Origin of the sequence: Pseudomonas sp. QS1027 (assembly GCF_002814235.1) — a bacterium.
GTDB lineage: Bacteria > Pseudomonadota > Gammaproteobacteria > Pseudomonadales > Pseudomonadaceae > Aquipseudomonas.
Map to the genome: position 1 here is coordinate 25,487 of NZ_PHSU01000006.1, position 22,576 is coordinate 48,062.

20 protein-coding genes are annotated in these 22,576 nt (G+C 53.7%); 13 read left to right on the top strand and 7 right to left on the bottom strand.

What is annotated here, in order from left to right; genetic code table 11:
- The first annotated feature begins 106 nt into the window (after positions 1-106).
- From CWE01_RS06665 to CWE01_RS06685, 5 genes are all read left to right on the top strand, one after another.
- Complete coding sequence (locus CWE01_RS06665) at positions 107-466, top strand: tautomerase family protein (protein WP_100939743.1); 360 nt, start codon at positions 107-109, stop codon at positions 464-466.
- Positions 467-602: 136 nt separating this feature from the next.
- Positions 603-1,919 (top strand): aminotransferase class III-fold pyridoxal phosphate-dependent enzyme, encoded by a 1,317-nt coding sequence (locus tag CWE01_RS06670; protein ID WP_100939744.1) that lies wholly within the window; start codon positions 603-605, stop codon positions 1,917-1,919.
- A 54-nt stretch (positions 1,920-1,973) separates the two neighbouring features.
- Positions 1,974-3,449: an NAD-dependent succinate-semialdehyde dehydrogenase gene (locus tag CWE01_RS06675; RefSeq protein ID WP_100939745.1), complete on the top strand. Its 1,476-nt coding sequence runs from the start codon at positions 1,974-1,976 to the stop codon at positions 3,447-3,449.
- 112 nt (positions 3,450-3,561) lie between these two features.
- Complete coding sequence (locus CWE01_RS06680) at positions 3,562-4,923, top strand: aminotransferase class III-fold pyridoxal phosphate-dependent enzyme (RefSeq protein ID WP_100939746.1); 1,362 nt, start codon at positions 3,562-3,564, stop codon at positions 4,921-4,923.
- A gap of 57 nt (positions 4,924-4,980) precedes the next feature.
- Positions 4,981-5,523: a hypothetical protein gene (locus CWE01_RS06685; protein ID WP_100939747.1), complete on the top strand. Its 543-nt coding sequence runs from the start codon at positions 4,981-4,983 to the stop codon at positions 5,521-5,523.
- Between the two features lie 106 nt (positions 5,524-5,629).
- Here the strand turns inward: CWE01_RS06685 and CWE01_RS06690 are convergent, their stop codons facing one another.
- A complete protein-coding gene (locus CWE01_RS06690) occupies positions 5,630-6,667 on the bottom strand; it encodes an ABC transporter substrate-binding protein (RefSeq protein WP_100939748.1) in 1,038 nt (345 codons plus the stop codon).
- 331 nt (positions 6,668-6,998) lie between these two features.
- Positions 6,999-8,114: an AraC family transcriptional regulator gene (locus tag CWE01_RS06695; RefSeq protein WP_256579322.1), complete on the bottom strand. Its 1,116-nt coding sequence runs from the start codon at positions 8,112-8,114 to the stop codon at positions 6,999-7,001.
- Between the two features lie 157 nt (positions 8,115-8,271).
- On the opposite strand from CWE01_RS06695, the gene CWE01_RS06700 reads away from it, so the two are divergent.
- The 5 genes from CWE01_RS06700 (at position 8,272) to CWE01_RS06720 (ending at position 13,899) form a co-directional block, all read left to right on the top strand.
- Entirely contained in the window at positions 8,272-9,696 is a 1,425-nt protein-coding gene (locus tag CWE01_RS06700; protein ID WP_100939749.1) for an NAD(P)/FAD-dependent oxidoreductase, read from the top strand.
- A complete protein-coding gene (locus CWE01_RS06705; protein ID WP_100939750.1) occupies positions 9,686-10,567 on the top strand; it encodes an SDR family oxidoreductase in 882 nt (293 codons plus the stop codon). The genes CWE01_RS06700 and CWE01_RS06705 overlap by 11 nt, the downstream gene beginning before the upstream one ends.
- A 107-nt stretch (positions 10,568-10,674) precedes the next feature.
- A complete protein-coding gene (locus CWE01_RS06710; protein ID WP_100939751.1) occupies positions 10,675-10,986 on the top strand; it encodes a DUF962 domain-containing protein in 312 nt (103 codons plus the stop codon).
- 335 nt (positions 10,987-11,321) lie between these two features.
- A complete protein-coding gene (locus tag CWE01_RS06715) occupies positions 11,322-12,827 on the top strand; it encodes an aldehyde dehydrogenase family protein (RefSeq protein WP_100939752.1) in 1,506 nt (501 codons plus the stop codon).
- Positions 12,828-12,999: 172 nt separating this feature from the next.
- Positions 13,000-13,899: a TorF family putative porin gene (locus CWE01_RS06720; protein WP_100939753.1), complete on the top strand. Its 900-nt coding sequence runs from the start codon at positions 13,000-13,002 to the stop codon at positions 13,897-13,899.
- A gap of 89 nt (positions 13,900-13,988) precedes the next feature.
- Here CWE01_RS06720 and CWE01_RS06725 read toward each other — a convergent pair whose 3' ends face one another.
- From CWE01_RS06725 to CWE01_RS06740, 4 genes are all read right to left on the bottom strand, one after another.
- Positions 13,989-15,008, bottom strand: a complete 1,020-nt coding sequence (locus CWE01_RS06725) for an AraC family transcriptional regulator (RefSeq protein ID WP_100939754.1) — start codon at positions 15,006-15,008, stop codon at positions 13,989-13,991.
- A 293-nt stretch (positions 15,009-15,301) separates the two neighbouring features.
- Positions 15,302-16,456 carry an MFS transporter gene (locus CWE01_RS06730; protein ID WP_256579323.1) on the bottom strand — a complete coding sequence of 385 codons (1,155 nt, stop codon included), beginning with the start codon at positions 16,454-16,456 and terminating at the stop codon, positions 15,302-15,304.
- A gap of 95 nt (positions 16,457-16,551) precedes the next feature.
- Entirely contained in the window at positions 16,552-17,988 is a 1,437-nt protein-coding gene (locus CWE01_RS06735) for a coniferyl aldehyde dehydrogenase (RefSeq protein ID WP_100939756.1), read from the bottom strand.
- Positions 17,989-18,050: 62 nt separating this feature from the next.
- Entirely contained in the window at positions 18,051-19,277 is a 1,227-nt protein-coding gene (locus CWE01_RS06740) for an amino acid deaminase/aldolase (RefSeq protein WP_100939757.1), read from the bottom strand.
- Between the two features lie 246 nt (positions 19,278-19,523).
- Between CWE01_RS06740 and CWE01_RS06745 the strand changes: the two genes are divergently transcribed.
- Positions 19,524-20,321 carry an SDR family oxidoreductase gene (locus CWE01_RS06745; RefSeq protein WP_100939758.1) on the top strand — a complete coding sequence of 266 codons (798 nt, stop codon included), beginning with the start codon at positions 19,524-19,526 and terminating at the stop codon, positions 20,319-20,321.
- Positions 20,322-20,398: 77 nt separating this feature from the next.
- Here CWE01_RS06745 and CWE01_RS06750 read toward each other — a convergent pair whose 3' ends face one another.
- Positions 20,399-21,076, bottom strand: a complete 678-nt coding sequence (locus tag CWE01_RS06750; protein WP_100939759.1) for a TetR/AcrR family transcriptional regulator — start codon at positions 21,074-21,076, stop codon at positions 20,399-20,401.
- Positions 21,077-21,235: 159 nt separating this feature from the next.
- On the opposite strand from CWE01_RS06750, the gene CWE01_RS06755 reads away from it, so the two are divergent.
- Positions 21,236-21,661: a DUF2147 domain-containing protein gene (locus CWE01_RS06755; protein ID WP_100939760.1), complete on the top strand. Its 426-nt coding sequence runs from the start codon at positions 21,236-21,238 to the stop codon at positions 21,659-21,661.
- A gap of 27 nt (positions 21,662-21,688) precedes the next feature.
- On the top strand, positions 21,689-22,570 hold the full coding sequence (locus CWE01_RS06760; RefSeq protein ID WP_100939761.1) for a TorF family putative porin: 882 nt from the start codon (positions 21,689-21,691) through the stop codon (positions 22,568-22,570).
- The last annotated feature ends 6 nt before the right edge of the window (positions 22,571-22,576 follow it).

A 22,576-nucleotide genomic window follows, 5' to 3' on the forward strand; every position in this document is an offset into this window, starting at 1 on the left:
TGCTGTGTCCCGTAGGAGGATTTCGTCGGTTTATCCTAAGTCACAACTGTAGTTTGAGTGTTCCTGCATCCTTATTCTGAAGATGAGTCAACTTGGAGGTTTTGCTATGCCATTGGCATTGATCGAAGTCTGTCGTGCGCGCACCGACGATGAAATTGAGCAGCTACTGCAGTCGGTGTATGAAGCACAGTTAATGGCATTCAATGTTCCCGCATCAGATCGCCAATTGCGCTATGTCGAGCATGACCCCAAGTCTTTTTTTACTCCCCCGGACAGTTCTGAGAATTTTACCCTGATCACGATTCAGGTGTATCCAGGAAGAACCGAGGTGGCCAAACAAGTGTTGTATCAGGAAATCATTAAACGCTTGGGTGCCTTGGGTATTCAGGATACGGACATTTTTATTGGCTTGAACGAAGTGCCTCGTGAAAACTGGTGCATTCGCAATGGTCGGTCAGCCCCGTAGTAGGGCGCTTCGAAGAAGTCAATCGCTCGAGGTAACTCGATGAGTGGGAGGGCGTGAGGCCTTGTCAGTCATCGAGTTATGGTTTGGATCTAGATGCTCATTTTTACAATTAAGAGATTTAGCGGCCGGAGCGAGTATGAATGTCTATCGCGAAGCATGTGCTGTGCGTTCGAACGTTAAGCTAGGCACGGTGGTTGGCAAGTTTCCGGTCGGTCAGCGTTATGCCGCAGGTGATTGGGTATCGGCTGATCGGGTCTTTCTGATTGATCGTGATGGGCGGCGCGTTCAGGATTGTTTTTCTGGCGGTGGCAGTGCGAATCTGGGGTATCTGGCTGAGCTGGCTGAGCAGGAACCGTCACAGGAGCGCCAGGCTGCTCAGGTTTCCAGGCTGTGTCACGCCCTCGCTGATATGGCTGCGCCCGCGCTATCGCATGTATTTTTACGGCAGAGCGCTGATGAAGCGCTGAAACTCGCATTAACTTCAGCGCATCATTATTTTGTCGCCAAGGGGCGACCCGATAAGACTTACTTCCTTGAGCTGGAGTTCACGAGAAGAACAACGATGCGTGCTGTGGGATCGGCCAAGACGCTGAAAAATAGTGTATTTGATGTTCGTTCGGCCTATCTGCCCGCGATGCACCTTTTTTATGGGGCCGAAACGCAGAATGATGATGAGCCTTCGGTCGACTGGAGTCATCTGGCAATCGCCTCGTTGAGGCGGTTTGTTACCTTGAATGGTGCGGATCGATGTGCCGGAATTATTGTCGAGCCGGTTCAGCTTTTTGGGGAGCTTGAGATTATCCCTAGTGGTTTTTTGGCTCGCCTGCGCAGTGAGTGCGATCGACTGGGAACTCTATTGATTATCAATGAAAGGCTCTCAGGTTTTGGGCGGACTGCCGGTGTTTTTTTTTCCAGTGATGAGGGCGTTGTTCCGGATATCCTGGTCGTCGGCGATGGCATGAGTTCTGGTTATCTTGAGACAGGCGCCGCTTTGCTGAGTGATCACGTAGGCGATACCCTGAATCGGGCTAATACGGCGGAAATGAACGTTGAGGGCCGCTCATATACCGCGTTGAGCGATGTGTCAGTTACCAATACGGCTTTGCAACTTTATACCTTCGGTGGTGTGGAGGCTGCCCGCGACATCAGTGCCTACTTTCAAGCACGTCTCAATGAATTACTGCGGATGCCGTATGTCGGTGATGTTCGAGTCAAGGGACTGCTGGCGACGATAGCCATCGTCGAAGATAAAGTGCGTAATGTTAAGTTTTTACCGCGTGCGACGGTTGGGAAAAGAATTCTATCCAGTGCACTTGAACGAGGTTTGATTTTTCAAGTCATTGAAGGCGATATCTTGGCCTTTGCACCCTCATTCAACTACACCTTCGCCGATATTGATGCTTTGGTTGAGGGTGTTCGGAACTCAATTGCTGCCACCTTTTTCTCTCGCTAGTGCACGCAGGCAGTGTAAGTGCGTGGACCGTGTTTGTTGTTTTTTGGAGGTAAAATGTCATTTGTACTAGAGAAACCTGAGTTGCTTCTCCAGATGAACTTCATCAATGGTGTGTGGTGCGACGCGCATAGTAAAAGCATCATGCCGGTCATTAACCCGGCCACAGGGGAAGTGTATGCTACTGTGCCCGATAGTGATGAAGTCGATGCGAAAGCGGCCGTTAATGCAGCAGCGGATGCCTTCGTAACGTGGAAAAAAGTGCCGGCCAAGCAACGGGCTACGATCCTTAAGCGTTGGAATGATTTGATCCTGGCTCATGCACAGGATCTGGGAAAAATCATTTCGTCCGAGCAAGGCAAACCCTTGGCGGAAGGTATTGGCGAAGTCGCTTATGCCGCCAGTTATGTTGAATGGTTCGCTGAGGAGGCGACTCGCTCCAACGGAGAAATCATTCCGTCTCCCGCCGTAGGGCGCCGCATGGCCGCCTATAAGGAGCCAGTAGGCGTCATTGCCGCGATCACCCCCTGGAATTTTCCAGCCGCGATGATTGCGCGCAAGATCGCCCCAGCATTGGCTGCCGGCTGTACCGTTGTGTGCAAGCCCGCCGCTGAAACACCCTTGACGTCCTTGGCATTGGTCAAATTGGCGGAGCTGGCAGGTGTGCCGCCCGGTGTCCTGAATATCGTCGTAACCTCCCACTCGAAAACAGTGGCGGATGTCTGGTTGGACGATTCACGGGTTCGTAAAATCACCTTTACAGGCTCTACCCCTGTCGGTAAGCACCTGGCCCGAGAGTCCGCCGATACACTGAAAAAACTATCGCTGGAACTGGGAGGCAATGCACCGTTCATTGTGTTCGACGATGCGGTGTTGGATGACGCGGTCGACGGATTGATGGTTGCCAAGTTTCGAAACGGCGGACAGACCTGTGTGTGCCCTAACCGCATCTATGTTCAGGAAGGTGTCTACGAGGCGTTCGTGAGCAAACTCACCGCTCGGGTGTCGGCACTGGTCGTTGGGCCGGCAACGGATCCGGCATCGCAAATCGGCCCGATGATCAATGCCAAGGCGATCGAGAAAATCGAGAGTCATGTGGCGGATGCCGTGGAGAAGGGCGCGCGTATTGCCACCGGTGGTCAGCGTATTCAATCGGCTACCTGTATCGGGCCTACCTACTACGCCCCTACGGTCCTGGTCGACGTGGACAAGACTTCAAAATGTTTTCTCGAGGAGACATTCGGTCCCGTGGCGCCGATCACGAAATTCGCTACCGAGGCCGAGGTGCTGGAGTGGGCCAACGATTCACCCTTCGGTTTGGCATCCTACTTCTACACCACTGACCTGCGTCGAGTGACCCGTGTGGCCGAGGCATTGGAGTGCGGAATCGTCGGAATTAACGAGGGCGCCCTGGCTGCCGAAGCGGCTCCGTTCGGCGGTGTGAAGGACTCCGGTTATGGCCGAGAAGGTTCTACCCATGGCCTGGAAGAGTACATGCACGTGAAATACACCTGCCAAGGCGGGTTGGATTGAAGTAGCGCGTCAAGTGGCTGACGGAGGATACCCTTAACGCCGTGGGTGTTGAGGGTATTGTCCTATTTGTGTCATCAGTCGACAACACGACTCGATAGTCTCTGGAGTTTTTATGCACGATGTAGAGCGTTTGTTGCGCCAGGATCGCCACTGGGTTCACCCTGTAACGGCGTTAATGCAGCATGAGGCAATGGGGCCTTGCATCTGGAAATCAGCACAGGGTATTCACCTTACCGATATTCACGGTAAGCGAGTTCAAGACGCCTTCTCCGGGCTGTGGTGCGTCAACGCCGGTTATGGTCAACAAACCATTGTACAGGCTGCAAAAGAGCAACTTGAAAAGCTGCCCTACGCGACAGGGTACTTTCATTTTGCCAGCGAGCCGGCCATTGAGCTTGCTGCACGACTGGCAGCGTTGGCGCCTAAAGGGCTGAATCGGGTGGTATTCGGTCAGGGTGGGTCGGATGCAGTGGACACCGCTATTCGTCTGGTGCGCTACTATTTCAATGCCATTGGCCGACCTGAAAAAAAGCAATTTATTGGCCTGCAGCGTGGCTACCATGGCACTTCCTCAACCGGCAGCGGGTTAACGGCACTGCCGTTATTCCATCGTTATTTTGATGTGCCGACGCCTGAACAACATCACATTCCATCGCCCTACACTTATCGTCATCCAGACGGTCCGGATGAAAGTAAGGTACTGCTCAGTACGGTCAAGGCCCTCGAAGAAAAAGTCGCCCAGATTGGTCCCGAGAAAGTGGCGGCGTTTATCTGCGAGCCTATTCAAGGATCGGGCGGTGTCATTGTTCCACCACCAGGCTTTTTGAAGGCCATGCGTGAAACCTGTGATCGATTGGGCATTCTTTTGATTGTCGATGAAGTGATTACAGGATTCGGTCGTACAGGGCCGATGTTCGCGTGTGAGTCGGAGGGTGTGAGCCCCGATCTACTGACACTTGCCAAAGGCTTGACCTCAGGCTACGCCCCAATGGGCGCGACACTGATATCCGAGCAAATCTACGCAGCTATCGCGGAGGCTGGAAGCGATGGAACGGCATTGGGACATGGGCAAACTTACGCGGGTCACCCGGTCAGTGCTGCGATCGCGAATGCCACGCTTGACCTCTACCTTGAAGGCGGACTTTTGCAGAATGGCGCGCGAGTAGGGGCATATTTCCAGCAACGTCTGAAACAACTCGAGTCTCTGGCCTGTGTCGGTGAAGTCCGTGGCCGAGGTCTGCTCGCGGCAGTGGAGCTGGTCGCTGACAAGCACACCAAGGCTAAACCACCGGCCGCCATGCAGTTGGGTCAACAGGTCCTCAAACATGCCTTCTCAGAGGGATTGGTATTTCGCGCCTTCTCGGACGATATCCTTGGGTTCGCCCCTTCTTTGAATTACACCGAGGCAGATGTCGATGTGCTCATCGACATCTTGAAGTATTCAATCGAAAAAGCTGTTTCCGGTCAGATGTAAGCAGGCAGGACTGAAGAGGCTCGCTGGCTTGGGCCTCTGGCTTAAGAGGGGCACCGAATGCTCAAAAAAGGGGGCAATGTGTACGACGTAGCTGTTTGGGTGGTAGATACGCGATTGCTGATCCGAGAGCACAATGCCATTGATATTGATGGTGTCCGCGCTTGGGCTGAACAAGCGAGATCAAGCAGCGAACAGGGGCGTCGTCCCATACTGGTCTGCGACAGCGCCATCTCGGTGGGTCTGGCACAGATGAAATCGCTGCTGGGCCACCGTTTGCCAACACTCTCATTGGCAGCTATGGCATTTGGCCAAACGACTATGGGGACGCTCTGGGAGTCTATGTTCGCTGAGTCAGGTCAAGTCTGTGCGCAGGTGCTGCTCAATCAGGACGACCTCAAGATCGATCACCGTAAATCCGGTATCAGGGCGACCCTTCGAACCTTGCTGGATAAGGGGGTCGTGCCCATTATCAGTGAGAACGAGCTGTCGGCTCTTCCTCCTTCGCCCTTAGGGGCGGTTCACTTTCTGGCTGAGGTAATCAGCCAGATGATGAATGTGCCCTGCATCAGTCCGGCCCAGACGCTGGAAGGGGTTCAGTGAGCGTGTTCCCAGCTTTTTTGATCGGCGTGGACGCCAGGTTGGTTTTTTGATGGGGGGGAGAAGAGATGGGCGCCGAGCATGGCTTCGGCGCGCTATCAGAGACCCTCTAGTTTTTACTGGACCACGCAATGAAGCGCTCTTCCAGACTTTCGCCATACTCCAGCCAGAAATCCACGTTAATTTTCAGCGCATTTTTCATATTGTCAGGGGCCGTGGGTAGGTCGGCGGCGAGGGATTTATCCAGCAGGCCGGCGGCTATTGTATTTGACGGACCATAAGCCATTTGTTCAGTATAGATTTTTTGCTGTTCAGGACGCATTGCGAAATTGATGAACTGATAGGCCTTATCAAGATGTGGTGTTCCCTTCGGAATTGCCCAGTCATCAAACTGATAGAGGTTCTGGTTCCAGACGGTTTTTAAGTTGACACCGGTTTTTTGAACAGCGTGAATTCTCCCGCTGTAGGCCGAGCTCATTACCACGTCGCCTGAAACAAGATACTGTGGTGGCTGCGCTCCGGCTTCCCACCACTGGATATAAGGTTTTAACTCGTCGAGTTTGGCAAACGCGCGCGCAACGCCAGCGGGGGTAGAAAGCACCTTGTACACATCATCCACCGGCACACCATCGGCCATGAGTGCAAACTCTAAAGACCCTCTTGCCGATTTGCGCAGGCTTCGCTTGCCTGGAAATTTCTTGACATCCCAAAAGTCTTTCCAGTCCTTGGGGGGCACTTTTAGTTTGTCTGCGTTATAAGCCAGTACGTTAGACCACATAAATATCCCGACGCCGCACTCTTGCTGGGAACCGGGAATTAAATGGTCTTTACTCTCGATTTTGCTGTAGTCGATTTTTTCAAATAACCCTTCCTCACAACCTCTGGCCAAGTCCGTATCTTCTACGTCAAGCACATCCCAGCTTACGCTTTTTGTTTCTACCATGGCTTTTAGCTTGGCCATCTCCCCATTCCATTCCCCGGCAACAATATCGGTGCCTGAATGAGCGGTGAAGGGTTTGTAAAAGGCGTCTTGCTGAGCGTCCTTGCTGGCCCCTCCGTATGAGATGACAGTTATTTTTTCTGCTATTGCGTGGCTCGATATTGCAAGGCCACTGATCAGGGAAATGGTCATAAGCGTCTTTGACATTTTGGCTCTCCGGATACAATTGCTATTGTTTGTTTTTGTATGCCATTTTTAGCGGCGGGAGCTAATTTTGTGCGTGCTGCTGGAGAAAACGCGGGTGAATGTTGGTGGACAGATTGAGGGTGCGTTCTGAGCGTAATTTATCTATTGATGGTTGGGGTAGGTGTGAAAGGTAGGAGTGCAAGCTTTTTTATTTGTATGTGTGGGTGGAGGTTTTTCTGGGCTAAATTCGCGTTGCGCAATGCAACAGAATGCATCGATCGCGGCGTGGAGTAAGCAAATAAGGCTGTGCTGTGGATGGCGTATCAACGCCGTTATAGACATTCAGAATACCTTAAGCGTGTCGCTGCTCATTGGGTAGCTTCCCGGACCACCGTTTGAAAGCACGTCTGAAACTGTGAGCGTCACTAAAGCCAAGCGCATGTGCAACGTCAGCGACAGTCATGTCCGTATGGCGGAGTAAGTCACATGCCCGCTCGTGCCGGATTTGATCGAATAGGCCGCTATAAGATAATCCTAGCTCAGTGAGTCGCCGACGTAGCGTACGCTCACTTATGTTAAGTTTCTTTGGGATAGCCTGCAGTGCTTCTCGATCATCCAGATTGAGGCGTATGTGGCTTGAAAGCGTTTCAATAAGCTCGTTACGTGTCGTGCGCCGGTTCAGCATTTTATCTAACTGGGCGCGCAGTGGCGCGCACGTGATATCGTCATAATCAGGCAGTTGTGTATTCAGCCAGTGGGGTTCGCTAATTAGACGATTTCCGCCTGCCGCGAATTTGATGGGGCAGCGGAAAACGCGTCGGTAGGCATCCGCATAGTCTGGACGTGCATAAGACAGTTCTACTCGAAGTGGATTAAAGGTTGCTCCCACAAGTCGCCGCACGATGGACACGGCACTGGAGAATGCTTCCTCGACCAAGAAAGGCTCGATTTCAATGTCAAATACCTTGGGTTTGACTTCTATTATCAATTCACTCGGATTTATGTTGGCCCGGTGCTCCAGCAGTGCTCCCGTATCGCCCTGGTGTTCTAGGCCGTAAGTGATGGCTTCTCCGAGCGTTCTGCACGTGAGCATCGCCAATCCGGCCAGCCCCCATGATACTGGCGTCTGACGGATCCCAGTGGAAAGCCCCAGCGCGGGATCGCGTAGCGTTCGCTGGGTTCGGGTGATCAAAGACCTTGTTTGTCGGTATGACAAGCGTGTCTCCAGGTCAAGGAGTTCAGGATATCCGAAGCCCAGGCCGCGGCAGACGTGGTCAATTGATAATCCACTTTCACTTAAAAGGCTTAGCAGGGCGCGCGCGACATTGGGCACGACAACGGCATCATTTTGTTGCGGATTATCCGTCCAGTGATGGGGGCTGACAGTGGGCTTTAGCATCGTAAAAAAGTTCACAGTTAAACCAGGCTCGCGGGCCGAAAGTGTCTTTTGTTTCGTTGGCAGTATCACCTGTCTTTCTGCCTCTTTGCTGGACGAGTCGTCGATTTAATGAACAGAGTATTAAAACTGTCCGTTAAAGATCCCTGCCTGGCCGGAAAAGGCTCATGGGCGAAGCTCGCTTCCTTTACATTCTGGGCTCGACTCCCTAAGAATAAAGGAAAGCGCTATGACCTCTGCGAACGACCCCGGCATCCTCGACCGAGGAGATGCAGCCTGTATCATTGGCTCGGGACCAGGAGGACTGAGTACCGCTCGGGCGCTGAAGGCGCAAGGTATAACGTATGACCAATACGAGCGGCACTCCGACGTCGGTGGTATCTGGGATATTAATAATTCGGGTACGCCGATGTATGAATCGGCTCACTTTATCTCGTCTCGAGATCTCTCAGGTTTTGTCGGGTTTCCAATGCCCCGACACTTTCCAGACTACCCCTCGCATCGTCAAATAACAGATTACCTTCGAAGTTTTGCGGACGCCTACGGTCTACGTGACCCTATTCAATTCAATATGCCCGTGGCGTTGATCGAAAAAGATGCTGAGGGTCGATGGATCGTGACTCTGGGTGATGGATCCAAGAAACGTTACCGTTGGGTGATCTTGGCGACGGGTACAAATTGGCAGCCCAACTTGCCTTCATTTCGCGGTCAATTTGATGGAGAGATACGTCATTCGAACAGCTTCAAGTCCGGGCAAGAGTTTCACGGGAAGCGGGTGTTGGTGGTGGGGGCTGGCAATTCGGGAACCGACATTTCTTGCGAGGCGGCCATTCATGCCGGAAAAGCGTTCATTAGCATGAGGCGTGGCTATTATTTTATTCCAAAGCATGTGTTCGGCGTGCCGGCTGATGTATTCGGCGAGAATGGGCCGCACCTTCCCCTCTGGTTGGCGAGGCCAATATTCAAGGTGCTCTTGAAACTGCTGGTGGGGGACTTGACTCGCTGGGGACTGCCGAAGCCTGACCATGCTCTATTTGAGACGCATCCGATTGTCAACTCGCAACTGATTCATCATTTGCAGCATGGCAATATTGCGGTCAGGCCGAATATCGATCGACTCGACGGCGAGTATGTAGTTTTCGAGGACGGTTCACGAGAACCGATTGATCTTGTCCTCTGTGCGACCGGTTTCAAATGGGGTGCTGAATGTGCCGCACAGTTTTTTGAGTGGAAGAACGGACGACCGTTACTGTATCTTTCAATGTTCAGCCGCACGCATCAGAACCTCTGTGCAATAGGCTATCTTGACCAAAATTCCAGTGCTTTCAAATTGTTTGATACACAAGCCTTCACCTTGGCGTCGTACTTGCGTGCTCAACTGGACGATTGCTCAAGTGCGAAGCAGTTCGACCAACTGATCAAAACGGATGAACCGGATCTCTCAGGGGGGATACGATTCGTACAGTCGGACCGTCATGCTGTCTATCTGGATGCTCGTTCTTTCACGACCTACCTGGAAAAACTGCGGGCCAGCCTTAACTGGGGAACGCTAAGCATTGGCTGTTATGACGCATTAAAACGCGTACCTAAGCAGGCGAGTGGCGTACCCCCAACCTCGCAGCCTTTGCAAGAGGTCAGCTTACATGGCAAATAAGACGTCGTTTACAGGCTGGACGGCGCTGATTACCGGTGGGGCCGGCGGGTTGGGGCGGGCTATTGCGGCGGTTCTTATCGCTCGGGGTATTAGATGTCTGCTGGTTGATATCGATCCAACCCGATTGGCTCAGGCCGCCACGGCGTTAGGCCCCATGGCGCTCACTCATGAGGCCGATCTCACTGACCCTCAAGCGCTGGAGAACTTAGTCTCGCGGGTAAGAAATGAGCTGGGACGCCTCGATCTTCTTGTCAATAATGCGGGGATATTGAGTAATGTACTGTTTGAAGTGCGTCCGATGCCGTCAATCGTTCGCGAGGTCCAACTCAACATGCTTGTTCCCATTGAGTTGACGCAAGCTCTTCTACCCCTGCTGCAACAGGCCACTGATGGTCGGGTGATTTCAATTGTTTCGCTTGGCGGGTTATTCCCCATGCCGGAAACCTGTATTTATTCGGCCACAAAATTTGGCCTGCGTGGTGCAATGCTCTGTCTGGGGCTGGACGGGCCGCGCCTGGGTGTAAAATTCACGATTGTAAATCCATCGGCTACGGAAACACCGATGTTGATGCGTGAGGCTATTGAGAATGGCAATAAAATGCAGTTCATGGATCGTCCCCAAATGCCTGCGGATGTGGCTAAAACAGTTCTACAGGCGCTAGATAAACCTCGTTTGGAGATGTTCGTGCGGCCTAGCGAGTCATGGAGTGCACGCCTGGTGATGCTGGCACCTGGGATTTTGCCTTACGTGTTACCACTGTTTCGCCGAAAAAGCGAAGCGGGTCATCGCAAGTACCTTGCCTCTCTCACGCAGCGGGGGTTGATCAAAAAGGACGGGGAAGGTTGGCGATTAAATTTGCCAGAAAATTAAGGGGTATTCATCTGCTGTCGTATGGTGGTTGTTTAACGTCTGGTAAGTAAAGTTTTGTCGAAAAATGTTAGCTGTTCTGCAGCCTGTTAATTTAACTGGAGATTAAAATGACACGTCCGGCGAAATATCATGACTTTCGGGAGTTTTACCCATTTTATCTGAGTGAGCACTCCAATCGTACGTCACGTCGTCTTCATTTTATTGGTTCGACAATCGCTGTCCTACTGTCTGTTGTCGCTGTCGCGACTGAACACTGGTGGCTGCTGGTTCTTGCGCTGGTTCAAGCGTATGCCTTCGCCTGGACGGGGCATTTTTTCTATGAGCGAAATCGACCCGCCACCTTCAAGCATCCAATCAATAGCTTCATGGGGGATTGGCGCATGTGGTGGGATATCCTTACCGGGAAGATATCGTTCTAACAGCCCACTGCAATAGTCGCTTCCAAGAGGGCGGTCTTCCATCTCCGATAGGATTGACCGCCACCGCCAAAGCTGGGGCCTTCCGCGCCCAATTTCTTCCCTTCCTTTTCTAGAAAACGGGTATGTACTCTGCCGCCAGCGATCTGGTCGCAGTCCGTTTTCAACCCTTTTTCGTCCTTCTCGCCCCTGCTTGCCCTGTCGGCTCTTGGTTACTTTAGGACGGGTAACCCGTTCTCAGGAGCGTTGAGTGAACAACGAGCATGACGAGCGAATGCCTCAACGACGCTCCGCGCTTTGAGTATGCCTTAGGGCCTTGATTGGAAGTGAAAGCAAACATGAACGATAAAATGACTCAGGTTGAACCTGCGGTTTCTAAAATGGCTTTTGATGCTGCGCGCGGTGCCTTTAAAACATATTTTCATCTCACCACCGAGGAGCGTTTGGCCGAGCTTTCAAAGCTCAAGGAAACGATTCTGATAGGCCGTTCGGTAATTATCGAGCGCGTCATGAAAGACGTCGGCAAGTGCCGCACCGATGCCCTGATCGCAGAAATCCTCGGGACCGTCGATTGGATCAACTGGCTTGAAAAAAATGCGGTTCGGCTGCTCAGGCCAGAAAAGGTCAAGACCCCAATCACACTGCTCGGCAAGCAATCGCTGTTGTTGCATGAGCCCTTGGGCGTGGTGCTGATCATTTGCCCCTGGAATTACCCTTTTCACAATGCCATTACCGGTATCGCCGCCGCTATCGTCACAGGGAATGCTGTGGTCTACAAGCCCTCGGAGCACGCACCCTGCGTTGGCCTGATCGAGCAGGTGCTGGCGTGTTCGCCGGTGCTGCAAAGCCTGGTACAGGTCGTCTATGGCGATGGTCAGCTGGGTTCGGCGCTTATTGATGAGCAGCCTGCAAAAATCTTCTTTACCGGCAGTGGGCCAACGGGCGGCAAGATCATGGCCCAAGCCAGCAAGGAGCTGATTCCTGTCGAACTCGAACTGGGTGGCAAGGACCCCATGATCGTTTTTTCCGATGCGCCCATTGCGCGTTCGGTTGCCGGTGCACTATGGGGGGCTTTTACCAACGCGGGGCAGTCCTGTAGTGCCGTGGAGCGGCTGCTGGTGCAGGACAGCATTCATGAGCATTTTATTGCGGAATTGGTCAAGGAGGCCGGCAAGATTGTCGTGCGTCCTGACGATAGCGGTGATGCGGACATCGGCCGAATGACCGTCGGCTTCCAGAGAGACAAAGTCATCGAGCATGTGCAGCAAGCACTCGCTTCGGGAGCTCGTTTGCGCTTTGGTCAGGTACCTTCCCCGGACTCGCTGATTGTGCAGCCGATCATTCTGGATCGAGTCACACCGGAAATGCTGGTATGGAAGGAGGAAACGTTCGGCCCTGTGCTTCCAGTCATGGCGTTTTCCAGCGAAGCACAGGCTATTCATGAGGCCAATGCGACGAGTTATGGCCTGTGTGCCAGCGTTTTTACCGCCGATGCCGAGCGCGGGCTGCGTGTTGCGCAGGCACTCGACGTCGGCGGTGTTTCGATCAATAACGTAAACATGAGTGAGGGGAATCCGGGATTGCCCTTTGGAGGTGCCAAGAAGAGCGGATTTGGAAAGTTGAGAGGGCCCGAGGGTTTGCTGGGATTTACTCGCAGCAAGGCGGTGCTCATCGACACGGCAAAGCCCAAGATCGAAGCCAACTGGTATCCCTATACCCAGGAAAAGTTTCGTCGGTTCGAACGGTTTATAAAGGCCTTGTATTTCCCGAGCCGACTGCGCCTTCTGGCCATCGCCTGGCATGGCTTCAGACTTGAATCATTCAGTCAGAAACCTCGCAAATAAACGGATGTTCCTGCTGTCGCGAGCACATCGACTCATATGTGCTCGTGTACACGAGCCTGGCCAACTTGACTCAAATAATAATGATGCGTGTTGTTTAACACTGCGGCCGTAACTTCAGTGATTTTGTTCGATTGCCTTTCTCTTAATTAAATAAAAATGAAAGGGTGTGCTAATGAATGAATCAACCGTTAAAAATAATAAGATCTACCTTTCGGTGCTCGGCTTACTTTCGATGAGTTCGGTCCCTTCACTGGCCCGGGCAGATGATGGAATCGCCAGCTATGCACTGGATGTGACTGCGAAAGTGGCCTCTGACGTGCGTAACAGAGGGACCTCTGATTCGCTGAATGGTCCTGGTGCGAGAGTTTCTTTCACGCTTGCACATGAAAGTGGTCTGGTCGCCCTTGCCGAGTTTACAACGGTGAGCGATAAGGAGTATTTGAACAGCGACGGATACAATGTGCTCTTGGGCGGCGGTTATCGATTTGGCGACCCTGACGCTGGGCATTACGGCTTGGGCCTCGCGGCCGAATTTTTTCCAGGTGGCAAGTATCAGGCTCCGAGTCGTTTTGATTTTGAAAATTTTGTGCCGACCGATGAGCGAACGACTAATTACAATGGTCAGTTTGCAGTTCTGGAGTTGGGTTATGGTGCGCTGGAGGCACGGATTGCAACGGTTATTTCTAAAACCTATCGCGGTACTAATACTTCAGGGGTGTGTGGCACTATGTTGCAATACATGAGCGATCCCACGGATGCCTTGAAGTGCTATGCCCGGGGAGACCGTAACTCACGGGGTAGCATGTTGTATGATCTGGACTATAAGTACGAGCTGATGTCGGCAACCACCTTGAAACTGCATGCGGGCTATCAACAGATCAAGAATTTTTCCGAAGCCAGTTTTTATGATTATGGTGTGGGCGTTGTCCATCGGTTTTTGGGATTTGACTGGGGGTTGGACTGGGTCTCACCCAGGACGCGAGTGAGGGCGCTGTTCATTGCGCAAGATGGCGATCATGAACGAGCGACGGACGAGAACAAGTGGGTACTTTCCGTTTCCCGTCATTTTTGAGTTTTCCGCGAACGCTATAAAGCAAGGCCTCCATCCCCCTGCACGGACGTGTGTTTGCGAGGGTGGAGGCGTTACTTAATTAACCCATCTCAAGCGATGGCTTGTCTGGGGCTATGTCCGGTCCATCGCTTGAAGGCTCTGCGAAAGTTGTGAGCGTCGCTGAACCCGACTTCATAGGCAATTTCATCCAGTGTCAGTCGTGGATTGCTCAACAGGGACAGTGCGCGGTTTTTGCGTAAATCATCCAGTACGGCCTGGTAAGACACGCCGTGCTCCGTCAGCCGACGACGCAATGTGCGATCACTCATGCAGAGTTGCGAGGCGACGGATGATAGGCTAATAGTATGACGCAAGTCACGTCGTACAATTCGCTCTATCGATTCGATAAATTCGCTTTCGTTGGAGTTTTGCTGTTCGTTCATTTGCAGCAACTCCATGACCTGCCGATTGCTCAGCGAATCATGGGTGGCGATGGGTTTGTTTGCCCAACGGGCGTCACACGTGAAGGTATTGTCTTTTTGATCAAAGCGTATCGGGCATTTGAACAGTTGTTCGTATTGAGCTGCATAGGCAGGTCTTGGATGGCTCAGTTCAATGGATGCGGGCGTGAACTCTTCACCCAGGAGTGCGCGTGCGATATTCAGGAAAACCCCAAAGGCTTCTTCAACTAGAAACGTCTGGATGTCGGGTTCGTGAAAACTGCAGATAACCCTGATTGAAAAACTCCCGGCGTTCTCGATTTTTTCAAAGTTCAACAACGCCCCTGTATGTTTTTGCATGGCGATGCCCAATTCGATGGCGCTCTCCAATGTTGCACTGGTCAACATGGCGTAACCCACCAGGCCCATGGAGGCAATACTCTCATGGGCACTCATGTCCAGGCCCAGGCTGCGATTGCGGCCTTTGGTCATGTCCAAGGCGCGTTTGATCATCAAGGAGGCCTGCCGAAAAGACACACGACTTTGCGGATTGGATAGATCTGCAACATCAAAGCCTAGTCCGATGCACAGCCGGCTCGCGTCAATCCCCAGATCAGCGCTCACGTCAGCCAGACTGCGCAGGAGGTTCACTTGTAATTCAGCCGTTGCGTAGCGAGTTGATCCGATCATTTGCAGTAACCTCTTTTTATTTGAAAGGGAGGTTTTTTTGTCTGTCTGACGGTTCCTTCGGGCGTCGGGGAAACGCATTCGGGAAGAGGATTCGAGTGATCTCCCTTTGTCCACCTGAACCTGGGCGCCGGCTTGGCGCTCAAGGTGGTTTTTTAAGCCGCAGAATGATTAAGACATGATCGTCTGGACTATTCAATGGGGGGAGTGGAGGGCGCTGCAAATGTTTCTGTTGTGTTAAAGGTGCAGACCAGATGCGGCCTGGCGGTCAATTGACCGTCGGACCGCTGTGGTGCTCAGGTTCGATGCGTCAGGGTCCCAGTATCGGCGTGAGGTACTGTTGCGTATGAATTGACGGGTAGCGCTGATCGAAGCGAAAGCCAGACGAAGGGCATCGTAAACGCAATGCCCAGGCCCAGTCCGCATGCGAACTGAATAGCACCGAGTTGTGAGAACAGCGAGCCCGCGACAGCAGTACCCAACCCGGCTCCCAGGAAGGTGATAACGACTGTTCGTGCGATCAGTGACCCATCTGGATCAACGTCTGAAAGCAGTCCGCTGAGGAATGGAATGATGATGAAAAATGCGGTATTCATCATCACTTGGCTCAAGAAAAAGGACCACGCGTCTCCTTCCAGGAAAAACCAGATAATCGAACCGGCCAGTACTAACTGAGCAAACCAGATAATGCTAAGTCTGTGATTGTGGCAGCCGCGGATGGACGGCACGATTGCGCCGGCAAACCCCAGCAACGACGAAATCGATAGCAGCATGCCGGTCGTAACGGCGGTCAGCCCGGCGTGGCTTCCGACGATCGTGGACACGGCCCACTGAGACGCCTGAACGCCATAGATGAGGACCGTGCAGACCCATACGCTCAACACCAGTTTTCTCGGTGGTTTAACGCCTCTGGATACCTGGACTACGGTATGAGTGAGTTTTCCGATCGTGGTTATCCACGGCGCAATCATCAGGGCGACGCCAGTCAGCAAGAGAAACAGCCAGCGGCTCAGCCAGCTTTCCGGCAGATTCGAGATCATGACCAAGACGCTACCGTTTATCGCGCCCGCAATCAGGTTGATCTTGCCCCACAACCGATCGGTCCCAACGCGTTGGGAGATGGCTGATCCGACAATGACAAACAATGCACCTTCGCATAAGCCGGTCAGACCTCGTGCGATACAGACGCCAATCACCGTCGTCGCCATTGCACTGAAGAGCTGGCCGGTAATGATGCCCACTATGCCGATGAGCGTGAAAGTGCCTGCTGTTCGCGTAATCCATCGTGGAAGCAGCGCGCAACTTATGGCGATCCCCAGTATTTCGACGCCCGCCATTTGCGTGGCAACGCTCTCGTCCAACTGAAACCTGAGCATGACCGAGGCCACTAGAAAAGGTGTCAGGCTCAGTCCTGCGGTGGCGAGGGAATACGCAAGCGCCAGTCGGATCACTGCGACTCCGCGTAATTCAGAGCGCAAGGTGGATAATACAGCCGAGGCCGATGACATTGAATCACCTCATTTTTGTTTTTAGGGAGAGGGGCTTGTTACTGGCCGAGCATCAAGCGGGTCACTAGGCGCGTCATGGTTCCGTAGGGGGCCGAGACCTTGTCGGACATGTTGAAGCGGCTCAGCTTGAACACGCCCCTGGCATGGGACAGGCGAACAAAACCCTCATACCCGTGATAGGCACCGGTCCCGCTATTACCGACACCACCAAAAGGAAGGTCATCCTGGGTTGCGTGCAGCATCGTGCCGTTGATCGTCACCCCGCCGGAGCGAGTCTGTTCAAGCAATTGATCCACGAAGGCGTTGCTGTTCGAAAAACCATAGAGCGCAAGAGGTTTAGGGCGAGCGTTGATAAAGGCGATGGCTTGCTCGAGGTTGTCGTATGCGATGACGGGTAACAGTGGCCCGAAGATTTCTTCGAGCATCACATCCGCCTCCAGGGGCACGTTGGTCAGAATGGTCGGGGGGATCTTGCGTTCATCTGTCCTGCCCAGCGTGCCGTTCTGCCAGATCCTGGCCCCGCCAGCGCCTGCCTGATCAATCATCTTCATCAGGCGATCATAGTGTCTTGGCGAGATAATCGAGGTGTAGTCCTTGTTTCCTTCGATACTCGGATACAGCTGTTTCGCAGCGTCCAACCACTCGGCGGCGAAGGTGTCCACAAGGTGACGTGGGACCATGACATAGTCGGGGGCTACACAGGTTTGGCCAGCGTTGAAGAGTTTGCCTATCGCAACCAGTCGTGCAGCTTTCTTCAAGGGGAAATCAGCACCGATCACCACCGGCGACTTACCTCCTAGCTCAAGTGTCACAGGTGTCAGGTTACGTGCGGCGGCAGCCATGACATACCGCCCCACATTCGTTGACCCGGTGAACAGCAAGTGATCGAAGGCCAACTCACAGAACCGGCCGGCCAGCGCGGCATCGCCGATAACCACCGTGACCTGCTCGGCGGGAAAGATTTCGGCGAGCAGGCGTTTGAGCAACTCGCCGGTCCGAGGCGTCAGCTCCGATGGTTTGAGCATCACCCGGTTGCCGGCCGCCAGCGCTTCCATAAGCGGGACCAGTGTCAATGTCAGCGGGTAATTCCAGGGAGCCAGAATGCCCACTACGCCTAAAGGCTGATACATGACACGTGCAGTGGCTGGCTTGAACGCCATGCCCACCTTGCGCTTGCTGGGCCGCATCCAGGTTTTGAGGTGGGAGCGGATATGTTTGATGCCGTTGACAATAGGCATCAATTCACTGAGTTTGGTTTCAGCGAACGACCGGTTGCCGAAGTCTGCACAGACTGTCTCGATGAGCACATCATGATTGGTTTTAATCAACTGCAATAAGGCCTCCAGCGCTGCGATGCGCTGCTTGTAGGTGGGGGCGCCGTGTACGCGCACAGCTTGTTGCTGCGCATCGAAAAGTGCAGTGAGCTCGTCGGTGTTGCTGATCGATGGAAGTGTAATGCTTGCTGGGTGGTTCATTACTTTATGTTCCTTTGGCGCAGTGCCTTGAGGACGGAGAAGGAGGGGCTGGCTCGATGCGGTCAGAAAAAGCTCTTGCCTTCACCACGATAAGTAAGGACACGATCCACCACTCGCCCGTTGCGGATCAGTAGCAGTTCGTTGAATCGCTCGCAGAGCTCGCCGGCTTTGGCATGACGGAACAAGACGGGGTCGCCGATCTTTACCGCCGACGCCATGGGGTGACGCAAGGGGGTCTGCACCTCGCCAGCGGCCTCGTTGTCAATCAAGGTGCAGTCAGTCGGCAACCAGGGTTTGGGCAAGCGATCTTTGCCGGCCGGCCCTGAGGCGATGTAGCCGCCCCCGGAGCAGACCATCACACCGTCGTCCTGGGTCCGCGTGACGGTCAGGGCAAATCCGGCGCAAGGGAGCAGTTCAAAAGTTTGGTAGTGATCGAATAACGTGGGGGCATAGAGCCCGGAACCGGCTGCCAATTCAGTGACCGATGAATCATCGCGGGTGCTTTCGAAACTGCCTGTTCCGCCGCCGTTTACAAAGCGCAAGGTATGCCCAGCGTCCAGTAGAGCCGTGACAACGTTCTGTCGCCGTGCGTTAACTTCCCGAATGGACCTTCGCTTGAGATAGCGGATAATTGCATTCTTCAGCGCTTGCCCCGGCACATCGTCCATCAGGCCGGCGATTTGTCCTTCATAGCCCATGAGTCCTTCAAGCACTACGCCTCGGCGCTCGGCAATCTGGTTGGCCAATTTCAGGGCTGTCGCAACGTCATTGATGGGCGAGCGGTGCACGCCAAAATAAAGCCCTGGGAAATCGGAAGACATGTCCAGATCGATGGACAGCGGAATGACGATATCTTCGCTCAGCGCTATTTCGTTAATGGTGACGACTTGTGCCAGGTTGTCGACCATCAGGGTGATTGATCGCCCCCTGCGCAGTTGGGCAGTCACCTTTAAAATGTCCCGGACGTCTACGGTGGGGTAGGCCACGACAATATCGTCGAACCCCTGACTGGCCAGCCAGGCGGCTTCCGCCGCGGAGTAGCACAGTAGGCCTTTCATGAATGGACCCGCCTCCATGATCGTGCGAATCATTTCCACAGAGCGCACCGATTTCGTCACCAGGCGTACAGGGAGGTGGCCTGCACGCAACCTCAAACGCTCCAGATTGATCAATAAATGGTCCAGGTCAATGAAGGCCGCGGGCAGCTGATAGTCAGCCAAAATCCCACGGTAGTAGTTGTAATTTCTGGCCGGGCCCGCGAGGGGAAGTTTTGTTTCTACGCAGCTCATGGGCTTTCCGCTGGGGTCATCAGATAAAGGATTGGGCAACTCGCCTCGTTTTGATGAGAGTAATCGGCGGATGGGGACTGAAAAAGGGTGGGGCGGGACCATCTAGGGGTCCGAAAAGGCCACAATCGCCAGGATATGAGCATGGCCTGCATGGACTCCAAACTGGCCTCAAGACGATGCCCGGGGGGTAGATCAAGCTCATACACTTGAGGCGTCGAGAACGTCTTGAGTCGAGGAGCGTCATCAATGAAATATGCGTTGATTACTGGAGCATCCAGAGGCATTGGAGCAGAGTTTGCTAAGTTGTTCGCTCGGGATGGCGTCGGCGTTATTCTGTGTTCCAGTCCGCGTGGTTTGGATGAGCTGCAGGCGTTGGTGGTGGAGCTCAAGTCGGTATTTAGCGTTGAGGCTTACGGACTTTGCCAGGACCTGTCTTTGCCTGGTGCGGCCGCAGCACTTATCGCGCAAGTCAATGAATTGGGTTTGCCCATCGAGTACTTGGTGAACAATGCAGGCGTTGGCATCGTCGGCATTGAGTTCCAGGGTTACGACCAGGCTCAAATGACGGCGATGCTTCAACTTAACGTCGTGACCCTTTCTGAGCTGACGTTGCATTACGTCAAGCAAATGCTTCCCCGCGGACGGGGGCGGATCCTCAATCTTAGCGCGGCGTCGGGCTATATCGTTCCCCATGGACTGGAAACGGGGTATGCCGCATCAAAGTCTTATGTCATCAGCCTGTCCGAGGCGCTCTCGTGCGATTTGCGCGGCACGGGCGTGACCTGTACCCATGTCGCTCCCAGTGCAACGAAAACCAGTTTTTTCTTTGATGCGGGCCTGGTTGATGATCGTCGGCTCGCCAAGTTGGGTTACAGCCAACCTGACGAGGTTGCTCGAGCGGGATATGAAGCCATGCTCGCAGGACGGACGTCTGCGGTGCCGGGGTTGAGCAATAAAATCATCATTTGGCTCGCCCGTATTTCACCTTCAAAATTATTGACCGGGATCATTTCCGCTTATGTCGTTACACGGAAATTGGAGTGAGCATCCGGTCAGCCATGAGATGACCAGGCCCGGCGTTTTTTGAGCCTGGGCCGATTCAGGCCTGGGATCTGCCGACGTCATGTCGTCCCCTCGGCAGGAACAATGCGGTCCAGATGGCTGGCAATCATCGCGGCGACCATGGCGCACACGTGTTGAGGGTCCAAAGACTCGTCGAATAACAGTTCGACCGTCGCATGGATCATCTCGACCACAACGCGGGCGACGGTGAAAAGCGTTTGCGGATCGGCGAGCGGGAAGGCCGCGGCCATGGCTTGAGCTTGTGCACTGGCGACTCGTCGGTGAGAGTCGAGTCTTACATGCTCCAGCACCGGTACCGCTCGAAGCCCCTTGAGAATCCACATCCCGCCCAAGGTGGCGTGGGTCACCCGATAAGTATCCAGGATCAGATCCGCGAGGGCCCGCTCCAATACCTGCGGGGAGCTGGTCAGCAGCTCCTGGGTGATCCAGTGGTCGATTCGTTCGTTTTGTTTCTCCAGCAACCGATCGCCCAGAACGCTCAGCAGCGCATATTTATTCGGGAAATATCGGTAGAGCGCTGGCGGGGTAAGGCCCGCGCGTTCACACACCAGGTTCGTTGACAAGCGCTCTATCCCGACATCGCAAAGGGTTTGAGCCGTCGCCGCGAGAATTCGCTCGTAGGTTTCGGTTGCCCGCTGTTGCGCAGGAAGTTTCTTGGGTTCCGGTGCTCCCTCGCCGGTGACGGAGGGGGAGGTTTGGATCTTGAGCTTAGCCATGAGCACCCTTACGAGAAATGAGAGGCAAGAATAGCAGGGTAAAAAAACAGTTGATTCGCTCATAAATGATAGCTATAACTATCGTGTAGCGATGACTATCATAACTGATGCGTCGTTTGTGTGACGGTCTTTCTAAAACAAAAAATAAAGGGCACGACTATGAACGCACGGAAATTGCTCCTCCTTTCTCTCGTTTTAATGGGCTGCGCCAATAGCTTTGCGGCGGCGGGTCCTTTGGAGGCCAAAGGACTTTGGCTCACCGCGGAGAAGGATGCGGTTATCAAGCTTGACGATTGTGCAACCCAGGCCGGCGCCATTTGTGGGCAGGTCGTCTGGGTGAAGGACATCAGCTCGACCAGCAACGATTGTGGTGTTCGGATCATGCAGTTGGATCGTTATGAGAAGGACGCCTGGCGCGATGGGTGGGTTTACGACCCTCGCGATCACAAAAAATACAAAGGCGTCGTTCGGGTCAAGGAAGGACATCTCAACGTCAGGGCATTCGTCGGCACCGAAATTCTGGGCCAGACGGAGCAATTCGAACGTATCGACACACTGCCTCCTACTCCGGTTTGCAAATTGTAAACCTGACCTTCTTTGTGGGAGAGCTTCATGCGTACACACTCTATCCATTACATGATGGCGGCCTTGCTGTTGTCCGGCGCAACCCCTGCACTGTCTTTGGCCGATGAGATGGCCAGCTATGCGGTGGATGTCACCGCACGGGTCAGCTCCGATATTCGCACTCGAGGCGTCTCCGATTCGTTGAATCGACCGGGCGCCAAAGTCACCCTGCAAGTTGCTCATGAAAGTGGCTTGGTGGCCCTGGCCGAGTTCACCACCGTCAGCAAAAAGGAGTTTCTGGGCGGAGACGGTGCCGGGGTTTTACTCGCTGGTGGTTATAGGTTCGGCGATCCCGAGGCCTGGCATTTTGGTCTGGGGCTGGCGAGTGAGATGTTTCCCGGTGCCCAGTTCAAGGCCCCGAATCGATTCGACTTTGACACCTTCACACCGACCGATGTGCGCAGCACTAACTACAACAGCCAATTCGCCGTGTTGGAGATCGGGTATGGGGCACTGGAGGGCCGGATCGCCAACGTGCTCTCCAAAACCTATCGCGGTGCCAATACCGGAGGTGTCTGCGGGGCGATATTGCAGTTCAGCCAAGATCCTACAAAAGGGCTGGCGTGTTATGCCCGAGGGGACCACAACTCGCGTGGTAGCCTGCTCTATGACTTGGATTACAAGTATGCGCTGGGGATGAATACCACGCTGAAACTGCATGCCGGTTACCAGCAGATCGCCAACTTCGACGAAGCGAATTTCGCCGACTATGGTGTTGGCCTGGTGCACCGCTGGTGGGGTTTCGACTGGGGGCTTGATTGGGTGACCGCCAAGACTCGAGCGCGAGAGTTGTACCTGGCCGACGATGATGGACATGCGCGGGCGACGGACGACAGTCGTTGGGTCCTTTCGGTTTCCCGTCAATTCTGAGTACCC